This is a genomic window from Granulicella pectinivorans, from assembly GCF_900114625.1.
Lineage (GTDB): Bacteria > Acidobacteriota > Terriglobia > Terriglobales > Acidobacteriaceae > Edaphobacter > Edaphobacter pectinivorans.
Window position 1 is genome coordinate 1,554,227 of record NZ_FOZL01000001.1, and the last position, 18,602, is coordinate 1,572,828.

Genomic DNA, 18,602 nt, shown 5'->3' on the forward strand with positions numbered 1-18,602 from the left:
CCTCGTCCAGTTTGCTTATATTACTACATGTCGATATAGTAGGTTTCATGATGCAAGACGAAATGTCGGACAAGATGATGGACCTCGTGGCACGGCGCTTCCGGACGCTCGGCGAGCCCTTCCGGCTGCGCATTCTGCAGCAGCTCGAGACCGGGGAAAAAGCCGTCGGCGCACTGGTCGCATCCCTCGACGGCAACCAGCCGAACGTGTCCAAGCACCTGACCATCCTGCACGATGCGGGGCTCGTCAGCCGCCGCCGCGAGGGCACCTCGATCCTCTATGCGATCAGCGACCCCATGGTCTTTCGTCTCTGCGAGCTGGTCTGCAAGAGCGAGGCAAAGAAGAGCAAGCGCGAGTTCGAAGCATTGAGCGGCGCGGCTCCCCGCAAGGTGCGCGCATGAACGTGGAACGTTTTGAAGTGCCCGGCCTCGCTCAGTACTCCTATCTCGTCTCGGACAACGGCGAGGCCGCGGTCATCGATCCCATCCGCGATATCGACCGTTATATCGCCTACGCGGCCGAGCATGGCCTGCGCATCGTCGCGATCCTCGAAACCCACATCCACGCCGATTTCGCCGCGGGTTCGGTCGCGCTCGCCGCGGCTACGGGAGCTCCCCTCTGCCTCAGCGCCTACGACGAGGGGGAGCTCTACCGCTACGCCATGCCGCATCGCGCCCTCCACCATGGAGAGCGTGTCTCGATCGGCGGCGCGCGCCTCGAGGCCGTTCACACCCCTGGGCACACCCCGGAGCACCTGTCGTTTCTGCTCTTCGAATCCGGAGCCACCCAGCCCACCGCGATGTTCTCCGGAGATTTCCTCTTCGCCGGCTCGCTCGGACGTCCCGATCTGCTTGGCGAGGGCGCGAAACAAGGCCTCGCGCACGCCCTGTATGGCAGCCTGACCCAACGCCTGTCCGGTCTGCCCGATGCGTTGACGGTCTACCCCGGCCACGGCGCGGGCTCCCTCTGCGGATCCGGCATGAGCGGCCACGCCGCCACCACGCTCGGCTCCGAGCGCGCCACCAACCCGTTCTTCCGTCTGGCCGCAGAGGCGTTCGTCACCACCATCCTGGCCTCCGTGCCGCCGATGCCCGCCTACTATCCACGGATGAAGCAGCTCAATGCAGACGGCGCGCCGGTGCTTGCGACGCTGCCGGGTGCCTCGGCTCTTTCGGTGCAGACGGTCTTCTCGGCCTCCACGGATCCTGCGTTTGTCCTGGTCGATCTGCGGACCCCGGCGGAGTTCGGGGATGGCCACATCCCCGGTGCGGTCAACATTGGCGTGGAGGGGAACCTGTCTCTCTGGGCGGGATGGATGCTCGACCCCACGAAGCGGATCGTCCTGATCGGGGGCGACGGCGACGAAGCCGAGACGCGTCTCGCGCTCATCCGCGTTGGCCTCGACGCGATCGCGGGCCATCTCGATGGAGGCATGCCAGCCTGGACTGCGGCAGGTTTACCCGTCGCTGAAACGGTGCAGTTCGCGCCCGTAGACGCCGCTGCGCAGGCGAATACCTCCATGCTTCTCGACGTACGCAACGAGGCGGAGCGGAGGGAAGGCGTAATTCCGGGTTCGCGCGCGGCTATGCTGGGCGATCTTCTGGAGGCGGTTGCGCCGATTCCGCGGGACACGCCGCTGATCACGGTCTGTGCGGGCGGATACCGCGCCAGCCTCGCCGCCAGCCTCCTGCTGAGAGCCGGTTTTACGCACGTCGGCAGCCTGGCGGGTGGTGTCGGCGCATGGCTGGAGGCGGGGATGCCGCTCGAGAAACAGCCGGGCTGATTTGTTACAGGGGTTGGAAAAAGCCTGGTGGATGCACCAGAAATGGTGCATCCACCAGGCCCTTCCCGTATCCTGGCGTTCTAAAGGACTTACGGGCAGCATCTTCGAAAAGCCCAATGTTTCACCACGAGCATTTTGGACGTTAAACGTGGGCCGATGGATGGATACTGTGGCCCAATGCATGGAAAACGTGGTGTGCGGCATGCAGCCTGTTTTTCGCCGGGCCGGGTTTCAACGTCTTCCGGCGTGGACCGGTGGGTGTCCGCCGATCGGTCGTTGGCTGATGACACGGACGTGCTCATGGCTGACGCGAATCCGGCACCCGAGCAGGTCCGGACCTACCCGGCATGCGTTGTCGCGCACCTGCATCCACGCGCTCTGGTTCGCACCGACGACCATCCACGCCGTTCCGTTTGTCGCGTAGTGAATCTGCTCCAGGTAGTAGGCGGTATTGACGTCGATGTCGGCGGCGTCGGCGTTCCTCTGCTCGCATCCGCTGTCGGCCGGCAGGTGCGAGCCGTCCTCGGCCAGGCAAAAGTCCTCATCGTGCTCCAGGAGGATGCGCTTGTTGTTACCGGTGAGGAAGTAGCGTGTCGTCACGGGCGGAATCCGCGCTGCGGCGGTCCATTGGATGAGGTCGTCGGCGAAGGCCGGCGGAAGATCGCTCAACCCGATCGCCTTCTCCCTGACCTGCCGCGCGAAGACCGCGACGGTCGGCGTGGGTTCGCCGTTGGTGGGATGGAAGAAGAACGCGCCCGCCCCGATGCCCGTCTGCAGGTCGATCCAGAGGAAGGCGCGCCCGGCCAGATACGGGCCCTTCTCGCCCGCGATCATGAAGTACCGGCCATCGCGAATCCCCGAGGGCAGAGGCGATCTTTCGAGCGCCATCTCCAGCGCGTCCTGCAGAGGCATATCGCGCCCATAGTGGAACATGCAGTCGGGCACGAAGTTCTTCATCAGTTTGCGGAACTGCTTGTCCTTGATGACGTCACCGGAGCTCTTGCCGGCGAGCTGCTTCACGAAGTCCATCTCGGCGGTGGGCACAGGCTTCAGAAAGATCGCGGGGTCGTAGGGCGGAGCCTGCGCGGAGGCGGCGGTGAAGGAGCACAGGAAGGCCAGCAACAGGCGGCGGGACAAACAGGAAGGGTAGGGCATGGGTCGGGGGAACCTCGTCGAATGCGGCCAATGTGCTCGCATTGTAGAGCCAATTGGTGCGATGGCTCGATGAATTTTGGACCGCCAACGAGCGCCGACGGAAACAAAGCAGTTCGCTTCAGGCGTATCGAAACAGCGCCTTGAAGCCGTAGTCCATGTGCTGCTGGATGTGGCAGTGGAAGAGCGTGAGCCCTGGCTGGTCGGCGGTGAAGTCGACGGCGGCGCGTCCGTAGTAGGGGACCACGACGGTATCCTTCATGATCCCCGAGGTCTTCTTCCCGTTGATCTCCGTGAGCTCCAGCAGATGCCGGTGGAGATGCATGGGGTGCGCGTCGTCGGTGCGATTGCGAAAGACCAGCCGGTACCGCTTGCCCTGTTCGAGCACGAACTCCCGCTCGTGCGGATAGCTCTTTCCGTTGACCAGAAACGTATTGAAGGGGCTTGCCCCGCGCGGAAGCTTCTCGAAGATCATCTCGATGGTGTGGTCCGGCGTGCGTGGCGCCGCGTTGGAGCCAAACACGCTGTAGTCGAAGACGATCGACGCAGGCTTCACCCAGAGGGGCTGCTTATGCTGCCCTGCATACTCGACGACGACGCCGAGTCCGGCGTTGCGAATCGCATCTTCGGGCGCACCCATGATCCATACGCCGGGATGGTTCATCTCGACGACGGCGTCGATGCGCTCGCCCGCGCCGAGCAGAAGCGTCTCGACGAGCGCCGGATTCGGCACGGGGCTTCCGTCCATGGAGATCACCTTGAACTGATGGCCGGAGAGTGAGATTCGCCGGTTCTCGATCGCGGAGGCGTTCAGAAACCGCATCAGCACGCGCTGCCCCTGCTTCACGCGGATCGGTTCCCCGGCGCCGAGCGATTTGTCGTTGATCGAGAAGGTGACCGAGCTGACCTCAAGCCCGTTCGGATCGGTATTCATGACCTCGGGCTTCTCGGGCTGCGGATCGTTCTGGGCCATCTCGTCTTCGTCTTCCATGGAGGTGGTGTAGAACGGCTCCCAGTCTCGCAGGGCGAGGAAGAGCTCCTGGTCATACGCACCCGGGTCGCTCGCTCCATCGATCATCAAAAAGCCGAACTGCCCCGTGTACGCGCCTTTGTGCAGGTCGGAGTATGCCATGGCGTGCGAGTGATACCACCGCGAGCCAGCGGGCCTGGGCGTGAAGCTGTAGCGTCTGCGCCCCTGCGGCGGCACAAACGGCGTGCCCTCTTCCTCGACGCCATCGACCTCCGGCGGAATTGCGAGACCATGCCAATGCACCAGCTCCGGGGTGTCGGTCTGGTTGATGACGTTGACGGTCACCGGCCTGCCTTCGCGCATCCGCAGCACCGGGCCGGGCGAGGTTCCGTTGTAGCCAATGGTGGAGAGCACGCGCTCCGGAGCCAGCTCGACGGTGACCGGCGCGATGGTGAGGGTGATGTCGGCGTTGCCCTGCGTGGATGCGTCTGGAGATGTGTGTGCGGCGGGAGGCATGGGCATCTGGCCGCGGAGCATCTTCGCGGTTGCAGCCAGCGCCATCGATCCCGTCCTGATGAAGTCGCGCCTCTGCACATGGTCTCCTTGGCCGGCGGACGGCACCGTGCTTGCATGGGATCGTCTCACGCACGGCACTATGCGGACAAGCGCCGTTCCGGTGCGATCAAATCTTCTTCGGCCCGGTTTGCGACAAATATCCGTTCCGCTCGTCTATACGGTCACTGCACGGAACAGAAGAAGGGCGCGCACCATCTGATATGCTCGCGCCATCGGGGGTTACGTCCCATGAAGATCCTTCGGATTGCGTCGATTGGCATTCTGGGTGCGGCGGCGTGCTGCACGGGACTTTACGCGTACCAGCGTGTTGCCAACTGGGGCTACCAGCCCGAACAGAGCACGGAGAAGGCGGAGTTTGCGTGGTCGCGCCTGAGCTACACCACCAACCTTGGCGGGGCCAGCAACTATGGGGGCTTCGGGGGGTATGGCCGGCACTTCCAGAGCTGGTCGCGCGACTATCCGAAGGCCGACCGGCAGGTTCTGATCGCGCTGAATCGCCTGACCCGCGTGCAGGGGCGGCCCGTCGAGCAGGTGGTGAATCTCGACTCCGACGACATCTTCAATTATCCGTTCGTCTACGCGGTGCAGGTGCAGACGTGGTCGTTTACGGACGAACAGGCCAGGCGGCTGCGCGACTACCTGACCAAGGGCGGCTTCCTGATGGTCGACGACTTCCACGGCACCGCCGACTGGGAGAACTTCATGACCGGGATGCGCCAGGTCTTTCCGGACAGGCCGGTGGAAGACCTGACGGACAAGGACGAGATCTTCCATGTGCTGTATGACATGGACGACCGGTTCCAGGTTCCGGGGGAGCAGTGGATTCGCACCCACCGCACGTATGAGAAGGACGGGTTCGTTCCCAAGTGGCGCGGGATTCGCGACGATCACGGACGGATCGTCGTCGCGATCTGCCACAACATGCACCTGGGCGACGCGTGGGAGTGGGCGGACGATCCGGAGTACCCAGAGCAGTTCGCCTCCATGGCTTTCCGCGTCAGCCTCAACTACATCGTGTACGGTCTGACGCACTAAAGCAGCTCCAGCGGGTAGAAGCGCAGGAAAATGCATGTTTGAGTGGCTGTTCCAATATCCGCTGCCGGTGTTCACCAAGGGAAAACTGGTGCTGCTTGGCGCGTGGCCGGTGTGGCTTCTGCTGTTGCTGATCGTTGCGGCGGCTGGCGGCCTGGGATGGCTCATCCGGCGGCGTCTTCCCGGGGCGGACCCGAAGCTGCGCACCTGGCGCGCGGCGCTTGTGTGGGGCATGCAGGCGTCGCTGGTGGCGCTTGTGCTGTTGCTGCTGTGGCAGCCGGCGGTCACGGTTGCGGAGCTGAAGTCGCAGCAGAACATCATCGCGCTTGTCGTCGACGACTCGCGCTCCATGGCCATCCCCGACGTGAATGGCCAGACGCGCGCATCTGCGGCGATCAAGGCGCTGGACGGGGGCGTGCTGAGTGGTCTCCAGAAGCGCTTTCAGACACGGCTCTACCGGATCGACGGCACGACCGGACGTGTTGTGAAGGCTGCGGATCTGCAGCCCACCGCCGCCGCCACGCACCTGAGCGATGGGCTCCGGCAGATCGTCGCGGAGACCTCCGATCTGCCGGTTGGGGCGATCGTGCTGCTCAGCGATGGCGCGGAGAACAGCGGAGGCATCGATGCGGACACGTTGAGCGCGCTCCGCAACCGTCGTCTGCCGGTCCACACGGTCGGCTTCGGCCGCGAGGCTCCCGCGCACGACCTCGAGCTGGAGCAGGTCAGTGTTGGTTCGAAGGCTCTGGCGGATGCGAGGCTGAAGGCGGACGTCAGCTTCCGGCAGTACGGATACACGGGGCAGCACACGACGCTTGCCCTGCGCGACGGGGACAAGCTGCTGGCTTCGAAGGAGGTCACGCTCGCTGCTGACGGCGTCGTCCAGACGGAGGTTCTCTTCTTCCATGCCGGACCGGCGGGCGTCAAACGCATCGCGGCGTCGCTCACGCCGCTGGCCGGCGAAGAGAGCACGGCGAACAACGCTACCAGCCGGCTCCTTACGGTCTCCGGCGACAAACGCCGCATCCTCTACGTCGAGGGCGAGCCGCGCTGGGAGTACAAGTTCCTGCGGCGCGCGGCGGAGGACGACCACGCCGTCCAGGTGGTCGCCATGCTCCGCACCACGGAGAACAAGATCTACCGCCAGGGCATCGCTGATCCGGCGGAGCTTGCCGACGGCTTTCCCTCGAAGGCGGAAGACCTCTTTGCGTACGACGGCATCGTCATCGGCTCCGTCGAGGCGGGCTACCTGACGCCCGCGCAGCAGGAGCTGCTGCGTGAGTTTGTCGATCAGCGCGGCGGTGGGGTGCTCTTCCTGGGGGGGCGTTTTGCACTCACCGATGGCGGCTGGAACGCGAGCAGCGTCTCCGACCTGCTGCCCACGTTTCTGCCTGCCGCGAAGGGGACCTTTCACCTCGATCCGGCGACCGCGCAGCTTACACCGCAGGGCGTCGAGAGCGCCGTCACCCGGCTGGTCGATGATCCCGCTGCGAACGCCGCGCGCTGGAAGAAGCTTCCTTACCTGATGAACTATCAGGATCCTGGAACGCCCAAGCCGGGGGCCACCGTGCTGGCCCAAAGCATCACCCCGCGCGGCACGCTGCCCCTGCTCGTCACCCAGAATTACGGGCATGGCCGCACCGCGATTCTGGCCACCTCCGGCACCTGGCGCTGGCAGATGTCTGGAGCCGTGGGTGACCCGAGCCACGATCTTTTCTGGCAGCAGCTCCTGCGCTGGACCGCCGGAGACTCCGCGGGGCCGGTCTCGGCTGCTGCCGGGAACGACCGTCTCAACGACGAGGGGCATGCGACTCTGACGGCGACCGTCCGCGACAAGCAGTTCAACCCTGCCCCGGACGCCCACGTCACCGCACACGTCAACGGTCCGGAGAACGAAACCTCCCTGATCGATCTTGCCCCCGTCCCGGCCCAGTCCGGCGTTTTTACCGCCGACTGGACCGCCGATAAGCCCGGCATCTATGGGATTGAGGTCACGGCCTCGCGCGGCAAGGAGGAGCTGGGCCGCGACCTCCTGACGCTGGAGCGCACCGACGGCGTCGCCGAAGACTTTCATACCAGTCAGAACCGCGACCTGCTCGACAAGCTCTCCGCGCAGACCGGCGGCCGCGCCTGGAAGCTGGAAGAGCTCGCCCGGCTCCCGCAGGAGATCTCCTACTCCGAGGCCGGGATCTCCGTGCGCGATACGAAGGAACTCTGGAATATGCCGATCATCTTCTTCCTGTTGCTTGGTCTTGCATCCGGCGAGTGGTGGCTGCGCAGAAAGTGGGGGATCGTATGAAGCTTGCCCTGGCGCTTTTGCTGCTTGCCATCCCTGCACACGCCGCGACGTACTATGTCACCGTCGCCGGCCTTGGCGGGGAACCGGACTATGAGCAGCGCTTCAAGGCCATCGCCAACGACCTCGATCAGTCGTTCCAGTCCTCGCCCAGCAACCACGTCTCCACCTTCACCGGCCCGCAGGCGACGAAGGCAAGACTGACCGAAGCCCTGACGCAGATTGCCCATGAGGCAAAGCCCGAGGACGAGCTTGTCCTCACGCTCATCGGCCACGGCACCTTCGATGGGGTCGCGTACAAGTTCAACCTTCCCGGGCCGGACATCAGCGCGGCTGAACTCGCCGAACTCCTCAACCGCATCCCTACGCGCCGCCAACTGGTTGTCGATACCACCAGCGCCAGCGGGGGCGCGCTCTCGACGCTTCAGCGCGCGAATCGTGGCGTCATTACCGCCACCAAGTCCGGCACGGAGAAGAACGCCACCGTCTTCGCGCGTTACTGGGCCGAGGCCCTTCAGGACCCGACCACCGACACGGACAAGAGCCAGTCCATCTCCGCCATGGAGGCGCTCCAGTACGCCGAACGCAAGACCGCCGCGTTCTATGAATCGCAGAAGCGTCTTGCCACCGAGCACGCCGTGTTCGAGGATACGGGTCGTGGCGAAGGAGTGCGGATCGGCACCCAGCAGGGGCGTCAGGGAGCATTGCTGAGCAGCTTCACCGTCCTTCGGATCGGCACGGCGCAGGCCGCGATGAACGACCCGGCCAAGCGCGATCTGCTCGCGAAGAAGGAGCAGTTGGAGCAACAGATCGACGCACTGAAGTACCAAAAGGCGGCGATGGATCCAGCCGATTACAAGAAGCAGCTCACCGACGCCCTGCTTGCGTTGGCAGCCGTGCAGGAGGCGCTGGAACAGTGAGCTTCGTCCTCCATCTCGCCTTGCTCCTGCTCGCCGCACCGGCGCCCGAGCACTGCCGGGACCTGAAGAAGCATGGACAAGATGCCGAAGCCACCCGCTGCTTCCAGTCGCTGACGAGCGCCTCCGATCCGGCGATTCGCGCCGAAGGCTTCTGGGGTCTGCGGGAGTGGGAACAGGCGAACGAGTCCTTCCGCCAGGCGCTCGCCGAGCAGCCGGGCAATGCGAACATCCGCGTCCGCTGGGGCCTTCTGCTACACGAGCGATTCAATAACAAGGATGCCGACGACCTCTTCCACGAAGCGCTCAAGCTGGACCCGAACAACGGGCGGGCCTACCTTGGGATGGCCATCGTCTCCGCCGACGGCTTCGACTCGAAGGCCGAAGAGTACTCCGCGAAGGCGCTTGCCCTCGACCCCAAACTGGCTGAAGCGCATGAGCTTCGCGCCAATCTGCTGCTCGCCAACGCCAAGCCGCAGGAGGCGCTCGAAGAGGCGGATAAAGCGCTTGCGATTGCGAGTGATTCTCTCGAGGCGTTGGCGGTTCACGCAGCCGCCGACATCCTCGCGGATCGCGATCCGTCGGTATGGTTCGCCAGGATCAAGGCCGTCGATCCACACGACGGCGAGTCCTATGCGCTGGTGGGCTATCACCTGGTCTTGAATCGCCGCTACAACGAGGGCGTCGCGTATTACCGCAAAGCGGTCGCCGCCGACCCCGATCTCTGGGCCGCGCAATCGCAGTTAGGCATCAACCTGATGCGGCTTGGGCAGCAGGACGAACCTCTCAAGCTGCTTGCGTCCAGCTACGAGCACGGCCAGCGCGACGCTGCGACGGTCAACAGTCTGCGCCTGCTCGACAGCTACAAGAACTTCGTCACCCTTCAGGACGCGACCACCATCCTGCGCCTGAGCAAGAATGAGGTTGCGCTGCTCCAGCCTTACTTCCAGCCTGAGCTCCACAAGGCCATCGACACGTACCAGCGCAAGTATCAGCTCACGCTGCCCGCGCCGGTGCAGCTTGAGGTCTACCCGGACCACGAAGACTTTGCGGTGCGCACGATGGGCATGCCCGGGCTGGGCGCGCTGGGCGTCACCTTCGGCGAGGTCGTCGCCATGGATTCGCCCTCGGGACGCAAGCCCGGCGACTTCAACTGGGGCGCCACGATGTGGCACGAGTTGAGCCACGTCTTCATCCTGCAGGCGACGAATCACCGTGTGTCTCGCTGGTTTACCGAGGGCCTTGCCGTGCATGAAGAGGGCCAGGCTCACGCGGAGTGGAGCAACCGGCTTACCCCCGATGTCCTCGTCGCCATCCGCGATAGAAAGCTACTTCCCGTGTCACAGATGGATCAGGGCTTCCTTTTCCCGGAGTATCCGTCGCAGGTGATCGTCTCCTACTTCCAGGGCGGGTCGATCTGCGACTATATCGCGCAACGCTGGGGCGAAGGCAAGTTGCTCGACATGGTCCACTCCTTCGCTGCTTTGAAGCCCACGCCGCAGGTTATCGAAGAGGAGCTGAAGCTTACTCCGGCGGAGTTCGACAAGGCCTACATGCAGTGGCTCGACAAGCAGGTCGGCGACCGCGCGAAGAACTTCGACACATGGCGCAAGGGCCTGAAGGCGCTGGCAGCGGTGAAGGACGACGACATCACGCTGGAGACCGCTCCCAACGTCATCGCCATGTATCCCGAGTATGTGGGCGACGCCAACGCCTACGAGATGCTGGCCGCCGCGCAGCTCGCCCGCAACAACAAACCCGCAGCCATCAAGACGCTGGCAGCCTATGCGACGATGGGCGGCGAAAGTCCTGAGGCTCTCGCGAGGCTGGCCGCGTTGGAAGAAGAGCAGGGCGACAAAGCCGCCGCCGCCCGCACGCTGGAAAGTATCAACTACATCTACCCCGAAGACGAGTCGCTGCACCGTCATCTCGGCGAGCTTGATTTAGCTCTCGCCCACAACGAGGACGCCGTCCGCGAGTTCGCCGCTGTCGTGGCCCTCAAGCCACTCGATCAGGCGACGGCCCACTACGAATTGGCCGAGGCCTACCTGGCTGCAGGCAACAAAGACAAGGCGGAAGAGAGCGTACTCGCCGCACTCGAAGCTGCACCGGGCTTCCGCCCCGCACAGAAATTATTCGTTCAGCTCAAGCAGAAGTGAGGACCCTCATGGACACCAGCACCACCGCAGATCTCGAACAACGCGTAGAACGCTTCCGCGCCGTACGCGACGGCATCCTCGAGCAGGTCCGGGAGGTCATCGTCGGGCAGGACGATGTCCTCGACCAGATCCTCATCGCCCTCTTCGTCGGTGGCCACTGCCTCATCACCGGCATGCCCGGCACGGCGAAGACGCTGATGGTCCGGACGATCGCGGAGACGCTTGGGCTCACCTTCAAGCGCATCCAGTTCACGCCCGATTTGATGCCTTCGGACATCACCGGCACCGACATCATCGAAGAAGACATCACGACCGGCCACCGCACATGGACCTTCGTGCAAGGGCCCATCTTCGGCAACGTCGTCCTCGCCGACGAGATCAACCGCACCCCGCCCAAGACCCAGGCCGCGATGCTCGAAGCCATGCAGGAGCGCTCCTGCACGGTGCGCGGTCACGTCTACAAGCTGCCCGCGCCCTTCTTCGTGCTGGCGACGCAGAACCCCATCGAGCTCGAAGGCACCTATCCGCTGCCCGAAGCGCAGCTCGATCGCTTCCTCTTCAACGCGATGATGGACTACCTCTCCGCCGCCGATGAGCTCAAGGTCGTCGATCTCACCACGGCCACTCGCGCGCCCAAAGTCGTGGCCGTCACCAACGCGGAGGAACTCCTGGGTTTTCAGGAGTTGGTCCGCATGGTTCCCATCGCCGAGTCGCTCGCGAAGTACGTCGTCAACCTTGTCCGCGCCACGCGCGCCAAGAGCGAGAACGCGCCGGACTTTATCAAGAAGTACGTGAACTTTGGCGGGAGCATCCGCGCCGCGCAGTTCATCGTTCTGGCTGCGAAAGCCCGTGCGCTCTCGCGTCGACGCTACCACGTGACGTACGAGGACATCACTGCTCTCGCGATCCCTGTACTGCGCCATCGCATCCTGCTCAACTTTCACGCTGAGTCGGAACGCATCGATACCGACGAGATCCTGCGTCGACTTTTGGCCCACATGCCTCCGCCCAGGGAGAGCTAATGCAGCGCTTCCTCGACCCAGCCGTGCTCGCCCGCATCAACGGGCTCGACCTCATCGCGAAGACGGTCGTCGACGGCTTCGTGGCGGGTCTGCACCGCTCACCGGACTTCGGCTTCTCGCAGGAGTTCGCGGAGTATCGCCCCTACACCCCCGGTGACGATCTCCGCCACGTCGACTGGAACCTCTACGCCCGCACCGACCGCACCTATTTGAAGCGGTATCGCGGTGAGACGAATTCGCAGCTCACCGTCCTTCTCGATGCGTCGAACTCCATGCAGTTCGCCTCGCACGCCGTCTCGAAGATGGACTATGCGCGCTATGTGGCCGCGTCGCTCTTCTATCTTGCGATCCATAACCAGCGCGACCCCGCCGGACTCATCGTCTTCGACGACGAGGTGCGCAACTCCATCCGGCCAAGCACGCGGACGGGCCAACTGCCGCGGCTGCTGGCCGGGCTTGAGGCCGCCGAGCCCCATGCGCGCACCGACTTCGCCAAGCCGCTGCAGCATCTGCAGGAGATGCTGCGCCGCCGCGGTGTCGTCATCGTGATCTCCGACTTCTACGAAGAGCCCGAGACGGTCATCAGGACCATCGAGCCGCTGCGCTTTCACGGGAGCGAGGTCGTGCTCTTCCACCTTCTCGACCCCGGCGAGATCAAGCCCAGGCTCAACGGCCCCTCCATCCTCGTCGACCTCGAGACCGACCAGCGGATGGAGGTGATCCCCGAGTACATCAAGGGCGAGTACCGCCGCCGCCTGGACGCGCATCTGGAGCAGATGCAGCAGAAGGCGCGTGCCGCGGGCCTTGGCTATCATCTCCTTGTCACGGACCGGCCGCTCGACCAAGCGCTCAGCGAGTACCTGCACCTGCGTCCGGGAGGCAACTAGATGGGCTTCTTCGCGCCATGGTTCCTGGCAGGTTTGGCGGCGGTGGGACTTCCGGTCTTCCTCCACCTGCTGCGCCGTCACACGACGACGCCGCGCCCGGTCAGCTCGCTGATGTTCTTCGAGCGCGGCACGCAAAGCTCCACCCGTCACCGCCGCCTGCGCTACCTGCTCCTGTTCTCTTTGCGGGCTCTGCTGGTCATCCTCCTCGCCCTGGTCTTCGCCAACCCTTTCATCCGCAGATCCTCCGCCTCTGCCAGCGAAACCCTCCTGGTCCTGGCCGTTGACGACTCCTTCTCGATGCGCGCCGGCACCCGTCTCGCCGACGCGAAACGGCAAGCCCTCGAAGTCCTCGCCAAGCGCCACGGCTCGCAGCACGCGCAGATCATGCTCCTCGCGGGCGATCTGTCGATCCTTACTCAGCCCATCACCGATCAGGCGCAGCTCACCGCAGCCATCGACGCGATCGCTCCCGCCGACGGTCACAGCAGCTTCGGGGAGCTGGGCCGCGGCATCCGTGCCCTTGCCGAGACCGTGCATACCCCTATCGAGCTCCACCTCTTCTCCGACATGCAGGAGTCGAATATGCCCGCGAACTTCGCCGATATGGTCATGCCGGGCAACGTCTCGCTCATCCTGCATCCGCTCGCGCCCAACGCCGTGCCGAACTGGACCATCGAGTCCGTCGAAGCCCCCGCGCAGCTCGTCGATCCGAAGAAGGCTCATGTCGTCGCCGTCATCGCCGGTCACAATACCCCCGCCGCCCACCGCACCATCTCGCTGGTGGTGAACGGCACTGTCACCGCGACGAAGCAGATCGACGTCCCCGCCGGTGGGCGCGCGACCATCACCTTCGAGGGGCTCGACGTCCCGTTCGGCGAGAGCCGCTGCGCTGTCCGGATCGATAGCGCGGATGGCTTCCCCGCAGATGATCAGAGCCTCTTTGCCGTCAAGCGCGCGGACCCGGAGCGCGTCCTCTTCGTGCATCAGGCGTCGGATACGCGCTCGCCGCTCTACTACGGCGCAGCCCTCGCCGCTGCGGCGCAGGCGTCGTTCGTTCTGCAGCCGATCACGCCCGAGCAGGCGGCCGATGCCGACCCCACCCGCTACGCCTTCACTGTTCTCTCGGACGTGCCGTCGATCCCATCGCTGCTCGAAAACAACCTGACCAAGAGCATCGAGAGCGGAGGCAGCGTCCTCATCGCCGAGGGCGCTGCCGGAGCCCACCGCGAGCGGATCCCCGTCTACAACGCGACGGTCTCCGAGGGCCGCTACTACACCCGCGCGGGGGGCTTCACGACCGCTGCCCAGATGGACGCCGCCCATCCGGCTACGCGCGATCCATGGCCTGACGTGCAGTTCTTCTATGCGTCCGTTGTTCCTCAAGACAACGCCAGGGTTCTCGCCAAACTCGCCGACGGAACCCCGTTGCTGCTCGACAAGCAGATCGGCCAGGGTCATATTCTGCTCTTCACCTCCGGCCTCGACAACGTCACCAACGACTTGCCTCTGCATCCGGAGTTTGTTGCGTTTGTCGACCGCACCGCTCGCTCCCTCGCCGGCATGGAGCGCACCGCAGGCCCACGCCTCGTCGACAGCTTCGTGCCACTCCGCAGTCCGTCCACCGGACCCACCAGCCCCGCGGCGGTCGTCGTCATCGGCCCCGACGGGAAACGCCCCCTCTCCCTCGCCGAAGAGTCTACCGTCCAGACCCTCGCGCTCAAACAGTCCGGCTTCTATCAGATCCGCTTCCCCAGCGGACGCGAGACCCTTGTCGCCGTCAATCCCGACCCACGCGAGTCGTCCCTCAAACCCATCCCGGCCGATACGCTCGCCCTCTGGAGCGGCAACGCCCCGTCGCAGTCCACCAGCCCCGCCCCCGCTGCCGAGAAGAAAAACACAGCGTCCAGCCTGTGGTGGTGGGTTATGCTCTTCGTACTGGCCGCAGCGGTCGCGGAGTCCATCGTCGCCAGCCGGTATCTGGGCACGCAGCGGGAGGAAGCATGAGCCGGCGCATACAGCTCAACCTCTATATCGAAGCCATACAGAAGCGGCTGCGTCTTGCCGCCGGGTTACGCGGAGCTGCGATCGTCACCGGCACCGCACTCCTCGCGACCATCGTTTTCGCCCTTCTGCTCAACCACTACGCCTTCCCGGCAACGGCCCTCACCCCGGCGCGCATGGCTCTCTTCGCGACGCTCTTCGTCGCCGCCGCCGCCGCGCTCGCATGGCCCCTGGTGCGCCTCACACGAGCGCGCGCCATCCACCGCGCCGAGGCCCGCTTCCCGGAGCTCGACAAGCGGCTGCTTACCTTCGCCGAGCGCGAGGCGGCGAACGACCCCTTCCTCGACCTGTTAGCCGCCGATACCCTCACGCTCACCGCCGAAGCTCCGGCCTCGGACCTCATCCCGCAGGCTTACCTCGCGGCGTTTGTCGCGGCTGCCGTCCTTTGCACCGGCGTCCTCTGGTGGCTGGTCATCGCCCGCCCCGGCCCCGTCGGCTATGGCGCTTCGCTCCTTTGGACCGGTCCCAAAAAGGACCTGGCACCCCTGTACGAGATCCGCGTCACTCCCGGGGATCAGGCGGTCCGCCGCAACTCCGACCAGATGGTCACCGCCCAACTGATCGGCCTCGACAGCGCGAAGGTCAGCCTCTTCGCCCGCTTCCGAAACGCAGGCAAGTGGGACCCTGTTCCCATGCAGCCCATGGAAGGTGGCTCGGGCTTTCAGTTCCTCTTCACCGGCCTCCCAGACTCGGTCGAGTACTACGTGGCCGCTGGGCCGGTTGAGTCCAAACACTTTCACTTCCGCGTGGTCGATCTCCCTGCCGTCAAGCAGATCGAGGTCACCTACCGCTACCCCAAATGGACCGGCATGCAGCCCGTCTCGGAAGAACATGGCGGCGACCTCCGCGCCCTCGAAGGCACCGAAGCCGACCTGACCGTCGTGATGGACAGCCCCCTGAAAGACGGCGTACTTTCGCTGGACGGAGGCCAGCCTCTGCACCTCACTCCTCTCGAAGGCAATCGCTACCGAGGCACGGTCGTCATGACCAAAGACGGCGCCTATCACGTAGCCGCCATCGATCACGACCAGCCGGTCCGGCTCTCCGAGGACTACTTCATCTCCACCTCGAAGGCCACGCCCCCCGAGATCGCCATCGAGCGCCCGGGAGCCGACTACAAGGCCAGCCCCATTGAAGAGGTCACCATCGGCGTGCGCGCCAACGCGGAGTTTGGCCTCAGGAATATGGCACTGCACTACTCCGTCAACGGCGGCACGGAGCAGACCGTCCCGCTGCTCGACCACGCCGGAGCCAAGACGAGCAAAGCCACCACGACGCTCAAGCTCGAAGACTTCAAGATGGCCCCCGGCGACGTCATCTCGCTCTATGCTACCGCCGGCGACGCGCACGCGGAGGCGAAGACCGAGATCAGCTTCATCCAGGCCGACCCCTTCGAGCGCGAGTTCTCCCAATCGCAGGCGGGCGGCGGCGGTGGCGGTGGTGGAGGCCAGCAGCAGGGCAACCAGACCGACATCTCGCGCCGCGAAAAAGAGCTGATCGCCGCTACCTGGAAGCAGCAGAACGACAAGACCGCCACCCCCCAGCAGAACGCGGATATGGGCAAGGTGCTTTCGGAGGCACAGGACAAGCTCCGTGAGCAGGCCCTTGCGCTCTCCGGCCGCATGCAGAGCCGCGATCTGGCCAGCGCCAACGAGGAGTTCACCAGCTTCGAGAAGGACATGCAGATCGCCGCCACTGCCATGGTGCCTTCCTCCGAGCAGCTCAAGGCCAGGTCCTGGCCCGAGGCCCTGCCGAACGAGCAAAAGGCCCTGCAGGCGCTTCTCCGCGCGGAGGCCACCTTCCGCAAGATCCAGGTCGCCTTTGGGCAGAAGGGGGGCGGCGGCGGTGGTGGAGGCGGCGCCGGGCGCGATCTGGCCAGCCTCTTCGATCTCGAGATGGACACGGAGAAGAACCAGTACGAGACCGCACAGACCGGTTCCGCTTCCGAAGAACAAGCCAAGAAAGTCGACGATGCCCTGGCGAAGCTCGATGCTCTCGCCAAGCGTCAGGAGGAGATCGCCCAGCAGCAACAGAACAAGCCGCAGACCTTCCAGCAGCGGTGGCAGCAGGAGATGCTTCGTCGCGAGGCCGAAGAGCTGCAGCGGCAGATGGAGCAGATGCAAAAGAATCAACAAAACGCCGTCAACGGCAGCCAGTCCGGGCAGGGACAGCCCTCCGGGTCATCCAGCGAGCAAGCCGGAAACAGCTCCAAAGACGGCAACGCCGACCCCCGCGTCACGCAGGCCCTGAACCGGCTGCGCGCCGCCAACGAAGAGATGCGTCGCGCCGGTACGCAGGGACAGGGCGGACCGGAACAGGCGCAGGCCCAGGCGCGGCAGGCCGCCGAACAGCTTAAGGAAGCGACCAACCTGCTCGGCGGAGCCCAGAAGCAACAGGCCACCGGCAAGCTGGATGGGCTCTCCCGCGAGGCCGACCGCATCGCCAGGGAAGAGGCCGCGCAAGCCAACCGCATTCAGAGCCTGAAGAACCAGGCCGCGACCTCCGGCAGCGCGACGGCGGAGCAGTACGCCACGCGCATGCAGCAGCGCAACAAGCTCGCCGAAGACCGCCAGCGCCTCTCCGACGATCTTGGCCATCTGCAGAAGGGGCTCCGCGACACGGCCCGGGAGATGGCTTCGACTCAGCCCGGCACCTCCTCCAGGCTGCGCGACGCCCTCGGCCAGATGGACCAGTCCGACCTCGACAACCGCGTGCAACGCACCGCCGACTGGCTCCGCCGCGGCATCGACCCCAACTCCAACGGCACCGAGGCCGAGATCGCCAGGAACCTCAAGGACCTCAACCAGCAGCTCCGCGCGGCGCAGCAGGGAGCCGCCTCCGAAGCTTCCGGCAAGCCCGGGCAGGGTGGGCAGCCGGGGCAGGGAAGTCAGATCGCTGCGCTCGATCACGTAGGTCGCCTTCGCAGCGAGATTGAGCGGCTGGGCCGTGCCCAGAACCCCGGGCAGAGCGCAGGCCAGGGACAACAAGGCCAGGGACAACAGCAGCAGGGGCAGCAAGGGAAGGGTGGCCAGCAGCAGGGCAACGGGCAGCAGGGCGGCGGAGTACAAACAGGCAATCGCCCGCAGCAAACAGGCGACGGCCAGCAGCAAGCCGGGGCCAACACCGGCGATCTCGGCAACCGGCAGCGTCAGGGCGGCGGCGACGGCGGCCCGGCCGACCGCAACCTCAACACCGGCAACAATACCTACGCGTACACCGGCCTGCGCGTCCGGCAAGCCGACCGGGGCACCAACCCCGCCGACTCCGAGCGCGTCATCCGCCAAGGCCTCACGGAGCTCAACCAGCTCCGGGCCGCCGCCAAGAACGACCCCGCGGCCCTGAAGGAGATCGCCGATCTCGCGAAGGAGATGCAGCAGTTGGACCCCTCCCGCTTCCCCGGCAACCCCGCCATGGTCGAGGCCCTCCACACCCAGGTCCTCGCCGACGTGGACAAGCTGGAGCTCCAGCTCTCCCGCCATGCCGACGCCCCCAAAGGCCAGGTCCGCACCGGCAAGACCCCTTCCGTCCCCGCCGGTTACCAGGATGCCGTGGCCGACTACTATCGGCGCCTTGGCAAAGGCCAATAACTCCAGTCCTCCGATTCCCTAAAGAAACGCCCTCTCATTTGAAATCGCAGGCGCTCCGGCCCCTGCGAGGCCCCACCGGTCGCGTTCCAGCAGGTGCCAAAAAGCTGAAGAATGACTGATTTGTAACAAAATCGATTTCAAATTGCTGCTTTCTCTTGAC

At 65.0% G+C, this 18,602-nt stretch carries 12 protein-coding genes; 10 read left to right on the plus strand and 2 right to left on the minus strand.

The genetic code is table 11. The annotated features are described in order from the left end of the window. The first annotated feature begins 47 nt into the window (after positions 1-47). Together BM400_RS06225 and BM400_RS06230 are read left to right on the plus strand one after the other, a co-directional pair. Complete coding sequence (locus BM400_RS06225; protein ID WP_089837638.1) at positions 48-401, plus strand: ArsR/SmtB family transcription factor; 354 nt, start codon at positions 48-50, stop codon at positions 399-401. Beyond that, complete coding sequence (locus tag BM400_RS06230; RefSeq protein WP_089837641.1) at positions 398-1,783, plus strand: MBL fold metallo-hydrolase; 1,386 nt, start codon at positions 398-400, stop codon at positions 1,781-1,783. The genes BM400_RS06225 and BM400_RS06230 overlap by 4 nt, the downstream gene beginning before the upstream one ends. A 231-nt stretch (positions 1,784-2,014) precedes the next feature. Here the strand turns inward: BM400_RS06230 and BM400_RS06235 are convergent, their stop codons facing one another. Both BM400_RS06235 and BM400_RS06240 read right to left on the minus strand, forming a co-directional pair. Then, positions 2,015-2,920, minus strand: a complete 906-nt coding sequence (locus BM400_RS06235; protein ID WP_089837643.1) for a hypothetical protein — start codon at positions 2,918-2,920, stop codon at positions 2,015-2,017. A 136-nt stretch (positions 2,921-3,056) separates the two neighbouring features. Beyond that, entirely contained in the window at positions 3,057-4,550 is a 1,494-nt protein-coding gene (locus BM400_RS06240; RefSeq protein ID WP_245781715.1) for a multicopper oxidase family protein, read from the minus strand. 159 nt (positions 4,551-4,709) lie between these two features. On the opposite strand from BM400_RS06240, the gene BM400_RS06245 reads away from it, so the two are divergent. The 8 genes from BM400_RS06245 to BM400_RS06280 are packed head-to-tail and all read left to right on the plus strand — an operon-like array spanning position 4,710 to position 18,442. Beyond that, positions 4,710-5,516 (plus strand): DUF4159 domain-containing protein, encoded by an 807-nt coding sequence (locus BM400_RS06245; protein ID WP_089837648.1) that lies wholly within the window; start codon positions 4,710-4,712, stop codon positions 5,514-5,516. 34 nt (positions 5,517-5,550) lie between these two features. Continuing rightward, positions 5,551-7,812, plus strand: coding sequence for a glutamine amidotransferase (locus BM400_RS06250; protein ID WP_089837649.1), 2,262 nt, complete (start codon positions 5,551-5,553; stop codon positions 7,810-7,812). Next, positions 7,809-8,729 (plus strand): hypothetical protein, encoded by a 921-nt coding sequence (locus BM400_RS06255; protein WP_089837650.1) that lies wholly within the window; start codon positions 7,809-7,811, stop codon positions 8,727-8,729. Before BM400_RS06250 ends, BM400_RS06255 begins: the two co-directional genes overlap by 4 nt. Then, on the plus strand, positions 8,726-10,885 hold the full coding sequence (locus BM400_RS06260) for a tetratricopeptide repeat protein (RefSeq protein ID WP_089837653.1): 2,160 nt from the start codon (positions 8,726-8,728) through the stop codon (positions 10,883-10,885). Before BM400_RS06255 ends, BM400_RS06260 begins: the two co-directional genes overlap by 4 nt. 8 nt (positions 10,886-10,893) lie before the next feature. Next, positions 10,894-11,907 carry an AAA family ATPase gene (locus tag BM400_RS06265; RefSeq protein ID WP_089837655.1) on the plus strand — a complete coding sequence of 338 codons (1,014 nt, stop codon included), beginning with the start codon at positions 10,894-10,896 and terminating at the stop codon, positions 11,905-11,907. Continuing rightward, positions 11,907-12,794, plus strand: a complete 888-nt coding sequence (locus BM400_RS06270; protein ID WP_089837658.1) for a DUF58 domain-containing protein — start codon at positions 11,907-11,909, stop codon at positions 12,792-12,794. Before BM400_RS06265 ends, BM400_RS06270 begins: the two co-directional genes overlap by 1 nt. Beyond that, the gene (locus BM400_RS06275; RefSeq protein ID WP_089837661.1) at positions 12,795-14,798 is read left to right on the plus strand and encodes a vWA domain-containing protein; all 2,004 of its coding nucleotides are present in this window, start codon (positions 12,795-12,797) and stop codon (positions 14,796-14,798) included. Then, the gene (locus BM400_RS06280) at positions 14,795-18,442 is read left to right on the plus strand and encodes a hypothetical protein (protein WP_089837664.1); all 3,648 of its coding nucleotides are present in this window, start codon (positions 14,795-14,797) and stop codon (positions 18,440-18,442) included. Before BM400_RS06275 ends, BM400_RS06280 begins: the two co-directional genes overlap by 4 nt. The last annotated feature ends 160 nt before the right edge of the window (positions 18,443-18,602 follow it).

Excerpts from the sequence above, each read along its gene's own strand:
- BM400_RS06225 (WP_089837638.1), top strand. The coding sequence starts at position 48 with ATGATGCAAGACGAAATGTCGGACAAGATGATGGACCTCGTGGCACGG.
- BM400_RS06230 (WP_089837641.1), top strand. The coding sequence starts at position 398 with ATGAACGTGGAACGTTTTGAAGTGCCCGGCCTCGCTCAGTACTCCTAT.
- BM400_RS06245 (WP_089837648.1), top strand. The coding sequence starts at position 4,710 with ATGAAGATCCTTCGGATTGCGTCGATTGGCATTCTGGGTGCGGCGGCG.
- BM400_RS06250 (WP_089837649.1), top strand. The coding sequence starts at position 5,551 with ATGTTTGAGTGGCTGTTCCAATATCCGCTGCCGGTGTTCACCAAGGGA.
- BM400_RS06255 (WP_089837650.1), top strand. The coding sequence starts at position 7,809 with ATGAAGCTTGCCCTGGCGCTTTTGCTGCTTGCCATCCCTGCACACGCC.
- BM400_RS06265 (WP_089837655.1), top strand. The coding sequence starts at position 10,894 with ATGGACACCAGCACCACCGCAGATCTCGAACAACGCGTAGAACGCTTC.
- BM400_RS06270 (WP_089837658.1), top strand. The coding sequence starts at position 11,907 with ATGCAGCGCTTCCTCGACCCAGCCGTGCTCGCCCGCATCAACGGGCTC.
- BM400_RS06275 (WP_089837661.1), top strand. The coding sequence starts at position 12,795 with ATGGGCTTCTTCGCGCCATGGTTCCTGGCAGGTTTGGCGGCGGTGGGA.
- BM400_RS06280 (WP_089837664.1), top strand. The coding sequence starts at position 14,795 with ATGAGCCGGCGCATACAGCTCAACCTCTATATCGAAGCCATACAGAAG.